Annotated in this window: 21 protein-coding genes; 6 read left to right on the plus strand and 15 right to left on the minus strand. The window is 43.6% G+C overall.

The annotated features are described in order from the left end of the window. Positions 1-10 precede the first annotated feature (10 nt). Both Q9312_RS11230 and Q9312_RS11235 read left to right on the plus strand, forming a co-directional pair. Positions 11-361, plus strand: a complete 351-nt coding sequence (locus Q9312_RS11230) for an FHA domain-containing protein (protein WP_309200941.1) — start codon at positions 11-13, stop codon at positions 359-361. Beyond that, positions 354-590 (plus strand): hypothetical protein, encoded by a 237-nt coding sequence (locus Q9312_RS11235; RefSeq protein WP_309200942.1) that lies wholly within the window; start codon positions 354-356, stop codon positions 588-590. Before Q9312_RS11230 ends, Q9312_RS11235 begins: the two co-directional genes overlap by 8 nt. Before the next feature lie 45 nt (positions 591-635). Here the strand turns inward: Q9312_RS11235 and cysQ are convergent, their stop codons facing one another. The 15 genes from cysQ to gspC form a co-directional block, all read right to left on the minus strand. After that, a complete protein-coding gene (gene cysQ / locus Q9312_RS11240; protein ID WP_309200943.1) occupies positions 636-1,445 on the minus strand; it encodes a 3'(2'),5'-bisphosphate nucleotidase CysQ in 810 nt (269 codons plus the stop codon). A 12-nt stretch (positions 1,446-1,457) separates the two neighbouring features. Further along, entirely contained in the window at positions 1,458-2,006 is a 549-nt protein-coding gene (gene nudE / locus Q9312_RS11245; RefSeq protein ID WP_309200944.1) for an ADP compounds hydrolase NudE, read from the minus strand. Beyond that, positions 2,006-2,656, minus strand: a complete 651-nt coding sequence (gene yrfG, locus Q9312_RS11250) for a GMP/IMP nucleotidase (protein ID WP_309200945.1) — start codon at positions 2,654-2,656, stop codon at positions 2,006-2,008. Before yrfG ends, nudE begins: the two co-directional genes overlap by 1 nt. Before the next feature lie 5 nt (positions 2,657-2,661). Next, the gene (locus Q9312_RS11255; protein WP_309200946.1) at positions 2,662-3,408 is read right to left on the minus strand and encodes a type II secretion system protein N; all 747 of its coding nucleotides are present in this window, start codon (positions 3,406-3,408) and stop codon (positions 2,662-2,664) included. Continuing rightward, entirely contained in the window at positions 3,408-3,878 is a 471-nt protein-coding gene (locus tag Q9312_RS11260) for a type II secretion system protein M (protein WP_309200947.1), read from the minus strand. The genes Q9312_RS11255 and Q9312_RS11260 overlap by 1 nt, the downstream gene beginning before the upstream one ends. Continuing rightward, positions 3,875-5,116, minus strand: coding sequence for a type II secretion system protein GspL (gspL, locus tag Q9312_RS11265; protein WP_309200948.1), 1,242 nt, complete (start codon positions 5,114-5,116; stop codon positions 3,875-3,877). The genes Q9312_RS11260 and gspL overlap by 4 nt, the downstream gene beginning before the upstream one ends. Beyond that, positions 5,116-6,225 (minus strand): type II secretion system minor pseudopilin GspK, encoded by a 1,110-nt coding sequence (gspK, locus tag Q9312_RS11270; protein WP_309200949.1) that lies wholly within the window; start codon positions 6,223-6,225, stop codon positions 5,116-5,118. The genes gspL and gspK overlap by 1 nt, the downstream gene beginning before the upstream one ends. Beyond that, entirely contained in the window at positions 6,222-6,842 is a 621-nt protein-coding gene (gspJ, locus tag Q9312_RS11275; RefSeq protein ID WP_309200950.1) for a type II secretion system minor pseudopilin GspJ, read from the minus strand. The genes gspK and gspJ overlap by 4 nt, the downstream gene beginning before the upstream one ends. Before the next feature lie 6 nt (positions 6,843-6,848). Then, positions 6,849-7,274: a type II secretion system minor pseudopilin GspI gene (gene gspI, locus Q9312_RS11280; RefSeq protein ID WP_309200951.1), complete on the minus strand. Its 426-nt coding sequence runs from the start codon at positions 7,272-7,274 to the stop codon at positions 6,849-6,851. After that, positions 7,255-7,896, minus strand: a complete 642-nt coding sequence (gene gspH / locus Q9312_RS11285) for a type II secretion system minor pseudopilin GspH (protein ID WP_309200952.1) — start codon at positions 7,894-7,896, stop codon at positions 7,255-7,257. The genes gspI and gspH overlap by 20 nt, the downstream gene beginning before the upstream one ends. Positions 7,897-7,920: 24 nt before the next feature. Further along, entirely contained in the window at positions 7,921-8,385 is a 465-nt protein-coding gene (gspG, locus tag Q9312_RS11290) for a type II secretion system major pseudopilin GspG (RefSeq protein WP_309200953.1), read from the minus strand. A 34-nt stretch (positions 8,386-8,419) separates the two neighbouring features. After that, the gene (gene gspF, locus Q9312_RS11295) at positions 8,420-9,643 is read right to left on the minus strand and encodes a type II secretion system inner membrane protein GspF (RefSeq protein ID WP_309200954.1); all 1,224 of its coding nucleotides are present in this window, start codon (positions 9,641-9,643) and stop codon (positions 8,420-8,422) included. Continuing rightward, positions 9,643-11,223, minus strand: a complete 1,581-nt coding sequence (gspE, locus tag Q9312_RS11300) for a type II secretion system ATPase GspE (protein WP_309200955.1) — start codon at positions 11,221-11,223, stop codon at positions 9,643-9,645. Before gspE ends, gspF begins: the two co-directional genes overlap by 1 nt. Next, the gene (gspD, locus tag Q9312_RS11305; protein WP_309200956.1) at positions 11,213-13,261 is read right to left on the minus strand and encodes a type II secretion system secretin GspD; all 2,049 of its coding nucleotides are present in this window, start codon (positions 13,259-13,261) and stop codon (positions 11,213-11,215) included. The genes gspE and gspD overlap by 11 nt, the downstream gene beginning before the upstream one ends. Before the next feature lie 68 nt (positions 13,262-13,329). Then, positions 13,330-14,259, minus strand: a complete 930-nt coding sequence (gspC, locus tag Q9312_RS11310; protein ID WP_309200957.1) for a type II secretion system protein GspC — start codon at positions 14,257-14,259, stop codon at positions 13,330-13,332. Positions 14,260-14,684: 425 nt separating this feature from the next. On the opposite strand from gspC, the gene Q9312_RS11315 reads away from it, so the two are divergent. From Q9312_RS11315 to gcvH, 4 genes are all read left to right on the plus strand, one after another. Next, positions 14,685-15,074 (plus strand): RNA-binding S4 domain-containing protein, encoded by a 390-nt coding sequence (locus Q9312_RS11315; RefSeq protein WP_309200958.1) that lies wholly within the window; start codon positions 14,685-14,687, stop codon positions 15,072-15,074. Between the two features lie 44 nt (positions 15,075-15,118). Then, positions 15,119-16,009: an Hsp33 family molecular chaperone HslO gene (gene hslO, locus Q9312_RS11320; RefSeq protein WP_309200959.1), complete on the plus strand. Its 891-nt coding sequence runs from the start codon at positions 15,119-15,121 to the stop codon at positions 16,007-16,009. A 229-nt stretch (positions 16,010-16,238) separates the two neighbouring features. Then, complete coding sequence (gcvT, locus tag Q9312_RS11325; RefSeq protein WP_309200960.1) at positions 16,239-17,327, plus strand: glycine cleavage system aminomethyltransferase GcvT; 1,089 nt, start codon at positions 16,239-16,241, stop codon at positions 17,325-17,327. Between the two features lie 69 nt (positions 17,328-17,396). Then, positions 17,397-17,786 carry a glycine cleavage system protein GcvH gene (gene gcvH / locus Q9312_RS11330; protein ID WP_309200961.1) on the plus strand — a complete coding sequence of 130 codons (390 nt, stop codon included), beginning with the start codon at positions 17,397-17,399 and terminating at the stop codon, positions 17,784-17,786. Positions 17,787-17,896 lie beyond the last annotated feature (110 nt).

Raw genomic sequence — 17,896 nt, forward strand, 5'->3', positions numbered from 1 at the left:
TGGAGTCGTTATGGCTTATTTAGGTTTAATCATTGACGATGTGATCGTTAATAAATTTCCCCTCGACTCAGGCGTTCTCACTATTGGCCGATCACCTCAAAATGACGTTCCCATCGAAGACAACGCTGTAAGCAGTTTTCATGCACAAATTATTCGCGAAGAAGATCCTTATTTAGAGGGACAAGTTCAATATATGCTCGAAGACTTAAAAAGCACCAACGCAACTAAAGTCAACGGCCTCGCAATTGACCATCATAAGTTAATTAACGGAGATTTAATTCAAATTGGTTACAGTAGTTTTCGCTTTGTGGACAAATCGCAGGTGAACTTAGAGCGAACTGCGGTAATCGTAAATGACTAAAAGCGATCACATTGAAATGTCACAATTCGCCATTTCAATTTTTCGTGACGATGGCAAACTGGATATTGAAGAGCTCGAAGTGTTAGTCAAGATAGCACTTCGAGACTCAACCATGAGTGAAGACGAAAAGCGAGTTTTACGGAGTATTTTAGATCGTCTTAATTTTGACGATCTGAACCGAGAACTGATACTCAAAATAGAGCAGTTGGAACAGCGATTTGATTTTTAAAACCCACTTTACACAAACAATTTATAAAGTGGGTCTAAATCCTAATTAGCTTAATAGCTCACGCCAGTTTTCACTTGCATCGCCTAACACGTAGAAATGAGGATTTAATAAATCTTCTTTAGTATTGTAAAGGAACTCCGAGAAATCAGTTTTAATTAACTCTCCACCGGCTTCTTCTACAATAATTTGTGCCGCAGCAGTATCCCATTCAGAGGTTGGCGCTAAACGAGGATACAAATCGGCTTGACCTTCTGCAACCAAACACATTTTTAACGAACTTCCACGACTTGCTAACTCAAAATGCGGCATCTTTTTGCAGAGCTCTTGAACTTTATCGAGCCCATGGCGACGACTAGCAACGATTGTGTAATGCTTTTCGTTATTAACTACAGGAACGGTACGGACTGAAATTTTTTCAGCGGCATCGGTTCCGACCTGTTTAAAAGCGCCATGATCTTTACTGGCAAAATAATAGGTATCTAAAACGGGCACATAGATTACGCCGAGAATAACTTTGTTGTTATGAACTAAAGCTATGTTCGTTGTGAATTCATCATTTCTTGCTATGAACTCTTTCGTTCCATCGAGAGGATCGACTAACCAAAAAGTATTCCATTGATTGCGCTGCTCAAAGGAGATGCCTTTGCTCTCTTCCGATAACACCGGAATCTCTGGTGTTAAAGCTTTCAATCCATCAACAATGACATGATGGGACTTTAGATCGGCTTCCGTTAAGGGCGAGTTATCAGATTTAATTCGCGCTCCGAAGTCATCTGACTGATAGATTTCTAAGATAGCGTTTCCAGCCTTTTTCGAAATCTCTAAAACAGGTGCTAAGTACTCTTGGTAATTCATTCAAATATCCATTTATTGATCATTTAATAGTCGTTCAACTAGTAGCAACGCTAAAATACTTCTTGCTTCAGTAAAATCTTCCCGACTGATAAGTGCAGAAATCTCACTCATCGGCACAGGTATTACATCAATGGGTTCCGGCTCATCCCCTTCTAACTTTTCTGGATAAAGACCCCGAGCTAGAACAATTGACATGCGATGACTTAAGTAGCCTGGCGCTAAAGAAATTTCTTTTATAACTTGCAAATCTCGCGCACCAAAGCCGACTTCTTCCTTTAGCTCTCGGTTAGCGGCATCCACGATTGATTCACCGGGTTCAACCAAGCCTTTGGGTAAAGCCAACTCATAGCGCTCTATGCCAGCCGCATACTCTCTAATCATTAATACTTGATTGTCGTCCGTAATCGCAATGACCAAGACAGCTCCAGAACCACCAGCCTTAAGCCGCTCATATATACGTTTCTCGCCATTTGAAAACTCTAAGTGAAGCTCCTCCACTCGAAATATACGAGTACGAGCAACTTCTTTCGTTTGCAGAATTTTAGGCGGCTTTGGGGGCATTAGCGAACAATCTCATCAAATGACTCTAATGCGTGGTAGGGTAACATATTTCGCGCTTGTTGTTGGCTATCTGGCTGCGCAATACCAAATAAGTGACGAATACCGAATTCTCTAGCCGAGTTCAATACCGACAAGCTATCGTCAATAAACAATGTCGATTCACAATCAAAGCCGATCCTCTCCTGTAGAGCATGCCAAAATTGTTGGTGTTCTTTAGGAACACCAAATTCATGGGATGAGATGAGATCGTCGAAATAATGATGAAAACTAGAACTTAACAGTTTGATTTCTAACGCTTTAGGATGAGCATTGGTCGCAAGGTATACATCAATGGGTTGTTCTTTCAAAAAGTTCAAAAAATCGACAGCGCCCTCGCGAAACGCGACTCGGTCAGAAATTTCTGCTTTCAACGCAACTATGTCTAACCCTAATGCTTCGCTCCAATAATCAAGGCAATACCAGTTCAAGGTTCCTTGCAATTCGATAAACTGGGGTTTTAATTGAACCATCGCCTCATTAAAACTCATTTCTTGCTTTACGGCATATGCCTGCGGTACGTAGTGAGACCAAAAGTAATTGTCGAACGACAAGTCCAAAATGGTGCCATCCATGTCTAACAGAACCGTTTTAATTTCAGACCAATTAATCATAGAATCTAACGTCTTAGTGGAAGCTCGGCTTGAAATACTCGTCGACCATCATCACCTTTCTTTAAAAACGCAATGGTACTCTTTAGCTGCTCAGGAACATTTTCAGTCAGCGAAAAATCAACGTTAACAGTAGAAGGCCAATTAACGATCAATTGTCCTTTGAGATCAACTAAATTCTTTGAAGGGAGAGCCAACAAGCGCGTTTGATTTGACTCTGTCTGCTCAGCCAAAAATGAAAAGTTACCTAGAGAAATCATGGGGCCCGCGATACTCGCTGCACTGTTATTCCAATTAATTTTTGCATCTAATGCGAGAGGCCCTTGCTCTTGACTAAAGGCTAGCTCATTTATTTCTGCCAATATATTTCCTTGCAACTTCACATTACGCATGGGTAAAAACGCCTCAATGTGTTCCGCGTTCATTTTTACAAATAAGTCGTCAGCGTAAAGCGTGCCGTCGAATCCTGCTTTCCAAGAACCATCAATTTCAGCTCGAGAATCGTCAATAACAACACTACCGCCCACTTTACCAGTAAAAATATGGAAAGGATTAATTGACCACTCAACATTATTAATACTTTGTCCGCGCAAAAATAAACTGGCGGCACTACCATTCCAAACGCTGCCTGAGACACCATTAGCTTTAAGCCCAACCGAGTTAGGAATAAAGCTCAACGCGGTGCGCGCTGGAAGCGTTGAAATCACAAAAAAGATGAACAGTAAAAAATAAAATAAACGTAATTTAGTAAACATTAGTTTTCCGAAATAAGTCTAACATTCGCTCTCACAATACCGGCATCACTGGTTTGGCTAATTGAAATATACGACGAGGTCACGCCGTATTCATTTTCCAATGTCGCTAGCCAACTGAGCATTTTATCGAATGAGATTGAGTCGAACCAAACACTGATTTCGCCATCATTTTTTTCTTCAAAACGATCCAGCTTAAAGTTTGACTGACGGCTTGTATTGGTTACCAAGTTAGTTAATGAACTAAAACTTTTCTTACCTTGTCCAGCTTGCCCCTGTGGAGACTCGGCTTGCAAAATAACGACTGCTTTTTTATTGGCATCAACTTCTTTTTGCAAGTCAGACACTGCCGCATTAATCGGCAGTATTAAACCGAAAACCAAAACCACTAAAGCAGCAATGGGTGCTGCAATTTGAATGACTTTTTTATCTCGCTCAGACAGCTGTCGATACCACTCGTTTAATGCGTTCATGAACCGCTCCTAATAATTAATCGAGTTGAATAGGCATTCCCTTGAGCACTGGCCGAAGACATATCAACCGTCAATCCACTTTTAATCAATTCATCTTTAAACGTATTTAACGATTGATAATCTGGCGCGATGACATCCACTCTTAATTCTCGTTTTCGGCCATCAAAAGTGATTGCCGTAGGTTTGATTTTTTCGAGTGACAAGATTTGCGCTGACGTTGAGTTGAGCAATTTTAAAAACTCACCTTCTTTGCTTGCACCACCTGCCTTATTGAGTAAGCGCTCGGTTTGACCGAGTAAGTCACCTGCACGCGGACGTCGCGAAAACACTCGAGAAAAATATTGTTCACCTTGATTGCGCAATACTTGGTTTTCTTGTGAGAGTACAAAATATCGAGAGCCTTGAAATCCGATAAAAATAATAAAGGCGAAAGACGCTGCCCAAATGGCCGACTTGTATTTACGCCATTGTAAATTTGATTCCTTCTTGGGAGTGTATTCTTGTTGTAACAATGAAACTGTGGACTTTTCTAAGTGCTGTGAAATAGATTCAAAATAATCTTCTTGAGTCATAACTTGCGAGATAATCGCTTCTTTCTCATTCCAATAGGATTCGAGATCACCAAAATAAAAAACTCGAGTCACTTCGTCCGAGGTGACATTTTCTTCCTCAGCACTTTTAGTATCGGCGTGACGCTTGTCCCACAAAAGAGGCAGCAAGTCGCGCTGACAGGACCAAACATTTCCGTCAACTTCAGAGACAACCGCAAACTGCTCTTTTAAAATAATTTCAGTCGTATCTTCAATAGGATGTATTAATGCCAGCTCACAGACCAGCTGATCGACTTTAATCTCCGCTTGGTCAAACCAATCAAGCCATTGCTTCATATGTTCATGAGTCACCCAATAGACTTCTACCATTCCTTCTTTATCGCGCTTTCCAAAAGCAAAATGTAACTGATCGATTGGGTGAGCTAAATGGTCTTCCAAAGTATAGGGCACGGCTCGTTGAATCTGCTTTAGCTGCTTTGCCGGTGTATGAACTTTCTTACGAGCAACCTTAGATGCTGGAACCACAATGATAGTTTCGCATCGAGCAGATTGCTCTGCTAACGCGATAAGATCAACAGTCAGCAAACTGCCTCGCTCTTTCCATTGCTTCTCATCACTGTTCCATACACCCCAATGAAGCTCATCTCGCGCTTCATCGGGTAGTTGAATAAACAACCTATCTTTCATTAAAACTCTCCAAAGTATCGAGTAACTACACGAAACTCAGCTTTATCTTTTTGTCCGCCTGTTCTCTCAACCAAACTGCGCATAACAAACACTGCGCCTTTTAAGTTAACTTGAATTCTTATGACAAAATAATTACTGGTAAACACGATTCGGTCCGTGTTGATTTTGGTGTTATCAGGCAATTGCGCTTTAAAACTGGCATCGTCAAACCCATCTTCTGGACGATTAGCAATAATGGATTGCGCAAGAGAGGCATCAATGCCATCATCCATTGCCGTTAGAAGTATCGCTTGCTCAGGTAATAAGGTATTCACATTAATCGTATTAACATCGTTGCGCGGCAAAACACAAACATAGTCTTTTAATGCTGCATACACTTCTGCTGAATATCCCTTAACCATGCGAAGTTCTGATTTGCTGGCCATTAGCGAGTTGGCGGCACGGTAAGGAACCTCGAAGCCAGTGTAGAGTAAGTCTTCGGCACCATCGATCCCAGTCGGTAAATCGTCCTGATCGATCCAATCAACCACTGGAGCGACTAAGGAGTCAGCGGTCACACCCTGCAAATCCGCTTGTTTTAAAATTTCATTGATTAAGTTGCTGTAGATCTCTTGGCTTCTTGGCTTTTTCGGATTATTTGGATCCGATGAAGGCGTATTGCGTTGAGCATTTTGATCTCGATTAAGCTCTCGTTCGTCGCTTCGAGGCTCATCTCTTGATGAATCATCTTTCGATCCACCGCCACTATTCTGTGCGGCAGTATCTAACGAATTCAAGTTAAAGCACGTCTGCGCATCACGAACCGACCCTTTAATCATCCCTCCCTCTATTGGAAATTCAAAAGGAGTGGTTGCCCATGGTTGATTTAAGTGCACAACGTCATCGCTATCGAACCCCAAGGCCAGCCAGTTCGATGCTAACGACTCACCACCTAAAGCTAATTGATACGCTTGGTCACGTCCAAGCATCAAGGTTGTTCTTCTCTCACTGAAATTAGCTTGCTCAATAAGTTGCGCAGAAATCAAACTGACCAAGGCGACAATGACAATCACAAGAAGCAGCGTAACGCCTCGCTGCTTCGTTGGTACTTTCTTTTGGAAGGCGCTCACTGGCCACCGCCTAGTGGATAGACTTGAGTAACCAACCCAAAGTCTTCAAGTTCTATAATGACTTTTACGGCTTTCGGCTTTAGTGTCGCTAAATCGTTTCGGTTATAATTGGCTAGGTCACTTTGCGGCCAACTGTCTATCCATTGCTCTTCAGTATAAAATTCAACTTCAAACTTGGCAACTTTTGTAATCAATGAGCGTTCTACAATTTGATCCGTTGAAGCAATATCTAACATCAACCATTGCTCGCGAATAAGGTCACCTTCCTTCAACCGATAGGTGACTCGTTCCATTTCAGTTCTTGGCAAATTCGCCGGATTGCGTTTTCCCTGACGAGTAAGACTTAAAAAAGATTCCTCGGCACTTTTATCTCCCATCAACGGGGGTAAAAGGTCGCCAAACTCATTACGAACGGCGCGATCAGCGAGTAGTTGAATATCTAAACTAATTCGCGTCATGGCTCGCTGAAGTTCTGCAAGCCGTTCATCATTTGCCTCTTGATTTTCTTTCGTTTTGATTGCTTGACTTAAAATAGAAAAAGCCGATGCCGCTATAAACGCAGTCACCGCAACTGCAATCAGTACTTCTAATAAACTAAATCCTTTTGTCTGCTTCATTGACGTTTACCTCCTAGGATCTTTCTCAGGAGGACGTCCGACAAAAGCTGTCAGTGTCGCTAAAGTGTATTCTTCATCATCTTTGATGGTGACGCTAACATCCACTCGGCGTAAAGAGTCAACCGTCGTTTTAGATACCACTTGCTTCCAGGTCCACTCACGATTGAGCATCTCTATATTGCCGCGAGTTGTTCCCAATTCAGGCCAAGCATCTTCAACCTTCATCTCACCCAACTGATTATTTGCAACATAATGAGCAAAGGTTTTTTCAATCTGCCGAGTTTGATTTTTAGTACCATTTAAGAGAGAAGAGCTAAGTGCCATAAGTCCAGTCGCCAAAATCGCTAGAGCAATAAGCACTTCTAATAGTGTGAAACCCTTGGTTCTTATAGCATTGAGCTTGTGATTCGCATTACAAGTTGAGGAAATCATCTTCTTTCACCTCCTCTCGTAAGTTGCCGCTCATGGCATCTGATAATTGTACTTCGCCTAGCATAGTACCGGTCACTAAATAATATTGAGGATCATCATCAACCCAACCAATGGCAAATTTAAAATCATTCATTTCGCCAGACGACAATATAAATATTTGCGGAGGTTCAATTGGCTTTTCGTCTTCTTCCTCAAAAATATTGACATCTTTTTCAAAGATATCGACATCATCTTCGTCCTCTGAAAATAATGTGCTCCCATCTACAAGCAATTTCACTTCAAGAGTTTCAGGTATTTCTTTCTCTGTGAAAAACTCATCGTCTTCTATCGGTAGCCACTTTTCATTTTCTGGATCGAAAAGATAAAACCAATACTTCTGCTCTTCGACTCGAATGCCAATATCAATGCCACGCAATAAAGTTTCATCTTGAGCTTGCTTGACCAGCGCATAAAATCGTTTTGCGTTAGTTTCTAACTCAGACTTTCTATCATCCCCAAAACTTAACGCTGCTACAGACACTAAAACACCAGCAATAACCAGAGCTATAAGGATTTCCAACAATGAAAAGCCTCGACTATCAAGTCGAGCGTTAATCTTCATTATTTTGTTGGATTTAGTCATTAGTCACTCTGGCTATAGATAGCTTTATTGCTCTTGGTTCTTTAGCTCTTTGATATGCTCATCGACATTCCAATTGAACACGTCTTTAGCTTTTCCTTCACCGCCTTCTTGCTTATCGTTTCCTAGTGAAACAATTTCAAAATCACCTTCTCCGTATTCAGCTGGAGATAAATATAAGTAATCGTTGCCCCAAGGATCGGTTTGAATTTTCTTCAAGTATCCCCCACGAGGGTAAGAATTCGGCTCTGGATTGGTTTCTGGTTTTTCAACTAATGCGGCAAGACCTTGTTCCGTTGTCGGATAGAATCCATTGTCATTGTAATACCGCATTAAACCAGACTCATAGGCCTCGAAATCGCTCTTTAATTTTAAGTACTGTGACTTCTCAACTTCGCCAAAGAAATTACCCACCACTAGAGAACCTAAGATGCCAATAATTACTAGGGCGATAAGAATCTCCATTAAAGAAAATCCACTATGTCGTTGCATAAAACTTTTCTCCTACTTAAATTAAAAACCGATGTTAACCAGCGAGTAACTGGTTCATCTGGAATATTGGTAATAAAATTGCTAAAACAATGGTTAAGACAAAGCCGCCCATCACCAAAATCATAACCGGCCCCACTAAAGAAGTGAGCGTGTTAACGAAATGTTCAAACTGTCGTTCTTGATTATCGGCAGCCTTTTCTAACATTCTATCGAGTTCTCCCGAAGCTTCACCACTGCCTATCATATGCAACATCATCGGAGGAAAGTGCCCGGTGGCAGTCAATGACGCTTTTAATGAAGCACCTTCTCTCACTTTAAACGTTGCCTCATGCACCGCCTCTTTTAATTCTAAATTAGTCATAACATCGCCAGAGATTTTCAAGGCCTCTAACAAGGGAACCGAACTCGAATTTAGAATTGAAAGCGTTCTAGAAAATCTAGCTGCGTTAATATTCCGGCTGACTCGACCAAATAATGGCAACTTTAGTATCTTACTGTGCCACCCTTTCAAGCGTTTGGGATTACTGAGTAACCACTTAACCAATGAGATCAAAGCAAATATGCCGATGCCTAAATAGATTCCGTAATTAATTATAAAATCACTGGTCGCTATTAATGCTCGCGTTAAACCTGGAAGCTCGCCACCCATATCGCTATACGAACTCACAATTTTGGGTACAACGTATGACAACAAAAATACAATAATGCCTAAACTGACTATCGCCAGAATAATGGGATAGGCTAACGCCGAGAATATCTTTGAGCGCATTTCTTCTCGTCTTTCGGTATAGTCTGCCAATCGATCAAGTACTGCGTCTAAATGACCAGACTTTTCACCCGCAGCAACCATTGAGCAATAAAGACTATCGAATACGCGAGGATATTCGCGAAGGGCGTCGGCCATTGTATGACCTTCGACAACACGCGAGCGAACCCCCATCATCACGGTTTTTTGTTTCGGCTTTTCACATTGGTCCGCCACGGCTTTCAATGTTTCTTCAACAGGAATTGCGGCATTAATAAGTGTTGAAAGTTGTCGCGTGACTAATGAGAGATCGGAAGCGCTCATTCCAGGCGAGGAGAACAAAGGTTTTCGCGACTGTTGTTTACGATGCTTTTCAGTGACCGCTTCAACTTCTAACGGAACTAAACCTTTCTCACGCAGATTTTGACGAATTTGCTTAGGTGTATCGCCCTCAACAATGCCTTTCTTTTGACGACCTTTTTGATCAAGAGCTAAGTATTCAAATGCTGCCATTAGTCTTCTCGCGTCACTCTTAATACTTCCTCAACGGTGGTCATTCCCTCCAGTACACGATTACGTCCATCGGTACGAATCGAAGGGCTAAACTTACGCGCATGACGCTCAATTTTTTGTTCGCTTTCGCCGTTATGAATCATGGTGCGCATTTCTTCGTCAACTAACAACAGTTCGAACAAACCTTGTCGACCTTTATATCCCAATTGACGACAATCTTCGCAACCCACCGCTCGATAAATCGTAGGCGGTTGATTACGATCAAATCCCATTAGTTCACACTCAGTTTCATCAGCGGTGTAAGGCTCTTTACAACTACCGCATAAGGTTCGCACAAGTCGCTGCGCCAGTACCCCAAGCATAGAAGAGGATAGTAAGAAAGGTTCAACACCCATGTCGACCAATCGAGTGACCGCACCAACGGCCGTATTAGTATGCAAGGTCGATAATACTAAGTGTCCGGTTAACGAGGCTTGCACTGCAATTTGTGCGGTTTCTAAATCTCGAATCTCACCAACCATCACCACATCGGGATCTTGTCGTAAAATCGCTCTTAAGCCACGAGCAAAGGTCATGTCGACTTTGCTATTAACTTGAGTCTGTCCAATACCATCGAGCAAATATTCGACGGGATCTTCAACGGTAAGAATGTTTCTTTGTTTGCTATTTAGCATGGTTAGCCCAGCGTACAAGGTGGTGGTTTTACCACTACCTGTCGGGCCCGTGACCAGAATAATTCCATGCGGTTTGTGGAGTATGCTGCTCATTTGTTGCATCAACGCCTTCGGCATACCCAAATGACTAAAGTCTAATCGGCCGGCTTGTTTATCTAAAAGACGCAATACCACTCGCTCGCCATGACTTGACGGCATGGTAGATACCCGCACATCCACCGCTCGGTTGGCAATTCGTAATGCAATTCGCCCATCTTGTGGAACCCGCTTTTCAGCGATGTCGAGCTTCGCCATAACTTTAATACGCGACACAAGTAACGGCGCAAGTTTACGACTCGGAGATAATACTTCGCGTAATACGCCATCGATACGAAAGCGCACCGTTAATTCTTTCTCGAAGGTTTCTATGTGAATATCCGAAGCATTTTCTTTGATGGCTTCAGTTAGCAATGCGTTGATCAATTTAATGATGGGAGCATCGTCTTCATTTTCGAGCAGATCTTCCGTTTCAGGCAACTCTTCGGCCAATCGAAATAAATCCATTTCTTCGCCGATGTCTTCCATTGCTTGCATGGCTTCGGAAGAATCATTTTGATAAACCATGCCCAAGTGCTGCTCAAACTCGGCATCATCAACAAGCTTTAGAGTTAACGACTTATCGAGGAAACGACGAACTTCGATTAACGCGTCTTGAGTAAAACTTTCACGAGCAATGACTTGTGCAGGCTCACTGGCATCATCAACGACCACTATTCCACTACGACGAGCAAACCCAAAAGGCAGTCGAGCTCGAATGATGGCGTCATCGACCAACGCTTCTCCATCGCTAATTGTATCCAGTTCATTTACCGGCTGCATATCAGCATCAACAACGGTCGAGTCTTGTTCGGTAAACTCAGTTGCCATCGTTCTTCTCTTGCTTTTTGTCTATTTTCTTATCTTCTTCCATCGACTTTTCAAACGACGGTGGCAAGGTCAAGCTGTCATCCCATTCTGGCAACATTGGCGTATCATCGTCATCCATTAAGGTTACACCTTGTGCCCGCATTTCTATTTGCTTGCCACGAATATAATTGTATTTTCGCGAACTCAACTCATGAATTGCCGTATCATCTCGTAAAATTTTTGGGCGAATAAAAACCATTAAGTTGCGCTTTGTTTTCGTCGTTCGATTTGAACTGAATAAACTACCCAGCAATGGAATGTCACCTAACACAGGCACTTTTTCTGTGCTCTCTTGAATGTCTTCATCCATCAAGCCACCGAGTACAACCATACCGCCATCATTCACTTGAACGGTGGTTGTGATTTGTCGTTTATTAGTGATGATATCGGCACCGGTTGTTCCAGCGATTGACGACACTTCTTGTTCGATTTGTAAACGAACGGAGTTTCCTTCGTTAATGAGTGGCGTTATTTTTAATTTGATGCCTACGTCTTTGCGATCAACCGTAGTAAACGGATTTGAATTATTGTTACCTAATGCCGAACCAGTAATAATTGGAACTTCTTGACCAACACTAATGGATGCTTCTTCATTATCTAAGGTGGTAATGCTCGGAGTTGAAAGTACATTCGATTCAGTGTCTCGTCCCAGCGCTTGAATAATCGCTCCCCACTCTACATCACCGCTAGAGTTTGTCTCTCCGAAACCAAACACAACTCCTTGAGAGCCTGCCAATGCTTGAGCAAGCGCTTGACCATTGTCGCCTTGACGGCGCACCGGATTCTGATAAACGTTACCATCTTCATCACGTACAAACTCGCCACCGGTTTCTTGGCCACGTAACGCAGCAATGCCCGCGGCAACAGAAACATTCGAAGTACCCGTATTCCCAAAGTTCGTAAATGCCCCGGCAGCCGACAAGAGCTGTACGCCGAGTTGCTTGAGACCAACATCCGATACCTCGGCAATTATGGCTTCGACATGAACTTGCGCGCGACGAATATCCAGTTGACGAATGACCGCTTCAAATGATTTCAACATATCTGGCGCTGCGGTAATAACGAGCGAGTTAGTATCTTCATGGGCACGAATCGAATAAGGCTTTGCAGATGATCGTTTCTGCGCTTGGGCTTTAGGATCTTCTGACTCTATTGATTCCCCAACACCTTCTAATAGCTGGGCAACTTCCGTCGCTTTGGCGTAATTTAGATAGATAACTTTTGTATTTCCATCACTGTTGTTTTCACTATCCAGTCGCGCTATCAATGCTCGTAATCGCAAGCGATCTCTTTTTTCAGCCGACAATAAAATGCTGTTGGTTCGCTCGTCTGCCACGAAGCGAGGTTGTGACGCAGCAACATCTTTCTGGGCATTCTGTTTTTGCAAAGTTTCCATAATGCGCACAACTTCAGAAGCAGCGGCATGTTGTAACTCAATCACTTCTATTTCTTCATTACTTTCATGATCGATTTGTTGAATGACTTTAACAATTCGATCAACGTTCGCTTTTGAGTCATGCAGCAAAAGCACATTGGTTGCACGAATTTGTCCCATATGCATTTTTTGAGGGATTAATTGACGAAGCACTGGAACCAGCTGAGTAACGTCAACATTTTCGACCTTAATAACACGAGTCACTTGCTCATCGGCAGGGGCATCGAGTGATCCTGAGTCGACCCGAGTGGCGTCTTGTTTTACTTCTTGGTCTTGTACGACTTTAACAATATTGCCTTGCTCAATGACACCAAAGTCATTCAATTTAAGAACGCTTAAAAACAGTCCCCAGATTTCATCTTCATTTAAAGGCTGCTGTGAAATTACATTCACTTTTTTACCCTTAACCCGATCGCTTAAGATAATTGTTTTTCCGGTGAGCCGGCTAACCGTCTCTATAAACACTTTGATATCGGTGTCTTTCAGATTAACGGTTGCTTGTCCTGCCCAAGACACCGGAATCATGGCGCACATCAAAAGTCCGGCTAAGCAGCGCTTGATCATGGTTTGGTTCCTTACCTTAAACGTCATAAATAAATACCTGTCTTAAAATTCTTTTTGTTCTTTGCCAATCATCGCTCAGAGCGTTCATCTAATCGGATGACCACTTCTTGTGCCTCGCCATTTCTAAGCAAGCTTAAGCTTACTTCTCGGGCACTCGAGAGCGTTTCTTTTAGCATTAATAGTTGCCCCGGATCATTCAGAGCAATGCCGTTGATATTCGTAACGATATCGTTACGACGAAGCTTCAATTCGTTAAACAAGCGGCGCTCTTTTCCGGGAGATATTTTTACGCCTTGCAACATGCCATTTTCCATAACGGGTTCCCAACGCAGCATATCTTGAATGCTGCTCGGATCGGCTTCGAGCTTCCGCTTTATATCTGAGAGATCTCGTTGAATTCTTGGGTTATCGACCACCACACGTTCAGAGCCTTCACGAGAGTCGGTCTTTAACAATGCCGGTTTACGCTCATCATCCATGGTTATCACGGACGCTTCTTGCTCTAGCTCCAAGCTCTCTAATTTACCCGCACGGTTTAGAATCACTTTGGTCGGTAAGACTTGATGCAAGGTTGCTCCACTACCGCCGGTAATCTTATCGCCAATAAAATACACTTCTTGATCACCGCCACCGGCTTCAATGATCGCCGCTGCTCGTTGCTCATCATCAAAAGCGTAAATACCGCGAAGTTTCAGAGGTAATTGAGTTCTAGCGGCGGCAACTTCGACCACTACGTCTTCTTGGGGTTTGGCATCCGCATCACCAAACAGGTGTTTGCTGACGATGGCATCAACGGATACGCGGGTTGGTTGGCTGGCAGTTTGCGCGCGAGAAACCGGCGCTGCTTGAATTTCATAATCCGCGGTGAAGGCGTCAACCCACAGCCAAATTAACTTGGCCAGTAAAAACAGGCTAATCACTGTTAACACCAACGCGGCAATTTGAGACCAACGCTCTGGCTTATTCAGCTTTTGTACTAAAGATGCATCTAACTGCATGTTGTATGTCCTATGGAGTGGCGATATCTGCGTTCGCCTAATCCTCTTTATAATTGTCTGTCATTCCTGATGCGCACTCGCGCATGCCTATTCTAGCGCTGTTATTCTTGCTTGTTATTACAGTGCCACTTTTATCTAAAGTGATTCACGGTAATAAGTAACCAACTCAACCTAGGTTACGCTGTACATTCCCCTGAAATAAGCGAACCAGACGCAGAATAGACCCCTTAGGATACCAAAAATTCATCTTTGTCGCCCTCATATTCAGGGTAGTATTCACAAATGATATACTGATTCACCATATTTTGTTGAGTTTGCGTACTGTGTCTAGTTTTTAAACACCTTAGTTAACACATTCACCTGCGCAACTTGCTAATTTTAAAGGATAATCAGTTATCCAAGCTAATTCGGTGACATTACTAACGATGAGCGACGAAAAAAAGGTTCGACTCGATAAATGGTTGTGGGCAGCACGCCTGTATAAAACTCGATCAATCGCCAAAGAAGCCATTGATGGTGGCAAAGTACATTATGATAATCATCGGGTCAAACCGGGCAGAATTGTTCAAGTGGGGGCAATCATCAAACTGCGAATTGGCCCAGATGAACGGACGATTGAAGTGCTAGATATTGCCGAAAGACGAGGGCCTGCCTCAGTTGCACAGACGCTTTATCAAGAGACACCCGAGAGCATTGAACAACGGCAACAAGCACAGTCACTCCGTAAAGCCGCTGGCATTACCCATGAAGGAAAGCCCGACAAAAAGCAAAGACGTCAAATTCATCGCTTTAAAAGAATCAACGCAAGCGAGTAAAATAGCACGCAACTTCACTTTGCAGTCACAGGAATTAACATCGAATGTCTAACTCTGAATCTTCAAACGGCTCTTCTGACTTTGTGCAACGATTTCTCTTTGAGGAACACGCCGTTCGTGGTCAATGGATCAAATTGAGCAATAGTGTGCAACAGCTGACCGCAGGACATGACTACCCAGCGGCTGTGCGACAGCAGCTGTTCGCCGCTGCAGCGGCCGCCAACCTGCTGGTCGAGATCCTTAAATTTGAAGGTCGTATGACGCTACAAGTACAAAGTGGTGGAGAGCTAAAACTCTTATTAATTCAAGCAAATCATCAACATGAATATCGCGGAGTCGCTCGATATGGCGAAGCGGTGCCTGACTCGAGCAACCTGAAAACGTTAATGCCTGGCGCTCAAATGGCGCTGACCATCGAGCCCGATCAAGGAAAACGCTATCAAGGTATTGTGCCGATGCACGATGAGTCGTTAGCGGAAAATCTTGAAGCCTACTTCCAACAATCAGAGCAGTTAGATACTCGCTTGTGGTTGTTCAGCGATGAAGACTCCGTTGTCGGCTTACTTCTCCAAGCCATGCCTGAGCATCAGCACAACTCCGGTCTCGATCATCTCGCACAGCTGGCCGCAACATTAACCGCTGAAGAAGCCCTCAATCTCGACGTAGAGACCTTGCTTCATCGACTCTACCACCAAGATCCCTTGCGCTTATTTGAACCAAGCGAGATCCGTTATGTTTGTGGGTGTAGTCGACAAAAATCTTCCGCATCACTCGCGTTAGTGCCAAAAGAAGAACTTTTAGAAATACTCGAGGAAGATGGCCAAGTTGAATTGACCTGCGATTTTTGTCAAACCGTTTACCGCTATGACAGCATCGATGTTGAACAAGTGTTGGCAAATTCAGGTCGAGATATGCAGGATGACTCTTTGCAATAGCGTCGAGTCGCCGGTTTTTTACCTAAGAATGAACAAACTTTCATCGACAACGCTTGGTTACAAACATCGTTATAGCCAAGCGTTATTCCTAAACCGCTAAAAATGCAAAAATCCGATTTGTTAATACCTTTGTGACAGGTATAATTCGCGCTCAAAAATTAAGCACAAATAAAAACCATTAATTTACGTCACTCGCGCTATCGCGAGTGCTCAATGTCAGGAAGGTACAATGGCTGGATTAAAAACTCCGTTTCATCAGCTGCACATAGACGCTGGTGCCCGCATGGTCGACTTTGGTGGCTGGGACATGCCGATTAACTACGGCTCACAAATTGATGAACACCACGCTGTTCGTACCGATGCTGGTATGTTTGATGTTTCTCATATGACCATTGTGGATGTGACTGGAGCTCAAGCGAAAGCCTACCTGCAAAAATTGCTCGCCAATGATGTAGCAAAACTAACGGAATCCGGCAAAGCCCTTTACAGCGGAATGCTCAATGAACAAGGCGGCGTCATCGACGACTTGATCACCTACTACATTAATGACGAGTTTTATCGCGTTGTGGTCAATGCCTCAACTCGCGAGAAAGATTTAAAGTGGATGACTGAGCAAGCGCAAGCCTTCGGTGTGAGCGTCGCGCACAACCCAAACTTCGCTATGTTAGCGGTTCAAGGTCCTAATGCCATTGCCAAAACTCAGCAGGTGATGTCGGAACAGCAGCGCCAAGACTGCGCTGATATAGGCGTGTTCTTCGCCGTTGAGAGTGAAGGCTTCTTTATTGCTCGGACTGGCTATACTGGTGAAGACGGCTACGAAATTATGGTACCACTCAACGCGGTCGATAAATTTTGGCAAGATCTCATCGATGCGGGAGTGAAACCCTGTGGACTTGGCGCTCGAGACACTTTGCGGTTAGAAGCAGGCATGAATTTATATGGCAACGACATGGATGAAACCGTATCGCCTTTGGTCGCGAATATGGGCTGGACCATCAGTTGGGAGCCAGAAGAACGTGATTTTATTGGTCGAGCTGCCTTAACCGCTCAAAAGGCCGCCGGTGTCACTGAGAAGCTTGCGGGTCTGGTGCTCGAAGGCAAAGGTGTACTGCGCTCGCACATGAAGGTAGTAGGAGAAGACGGCTCTGAAGGCGTCATCACCAGTGGCACCATGTCACCCACGTTGAAAAAGAGCATCGCGCTGGCACGCATTTCAAAAACGGCGGGAGAGACCGTTATGGTGGATATTCGTGGTAAGCAAGTACCGGCCAAAGTGGTGAAGCCTAGTTTTGTACGTAAAGGTAAAGCGTTAGTTTAAGACAGGCTATTCCGCCGACTATACAAGATCAGTTAAAATTACAGCAATTACAGTTATGAGGAAAAACAGATGAGCGATATTCCTAGCGAATTAAAGTATGCGTCAAGCCATGAGTGGGCTCGACTAGAAGAAGACGGCAGCGTCGTTATTGGTATTACTGACCATGCACAAGCACTTCTAGGTGACGTCGTCTATGTTGAGCTACCTGAAGTTGACGCTGAAGTTGGCGCCGGTGACGAAATTGCCGTTGTCGAATCAGTAAAAGCGGCTTCTGATATTTATGCTCCGATTTCTGGCACCATCGTAGAAGTGAATGAAACCCTCGAAGATTCACCAGAAACGGTTAACTCTGACAGCTACGGTGATGGTTGGATGTTTCGTATTCAACCGAGCGATGCTGCAGAGCTAGACGCTATGCTCGACGCCGAAGCTTACGCCGAGTCAATCGCTGACGAATAAATCTGAACAGATTGCTGACTTCAGTGCCTCAACCGCTAATCAGTTGAGGCATTTGTTTTTTTAGTGGGTGTAATCCACCCCAGTAAAGCAAAACAGCATTTAGTAACTTT

The sequence above is a fragment of the Pleionea litopenaei genome, assembly GCF_031198435.1.
In the GTDB taxonomy this organism is placed as follows: Bacteria; Pseudomonadota; Gammaproteobacteria; order Enterobacterales; family Kangiellaceae; genus Pleionea; species Pleionea litopenaei.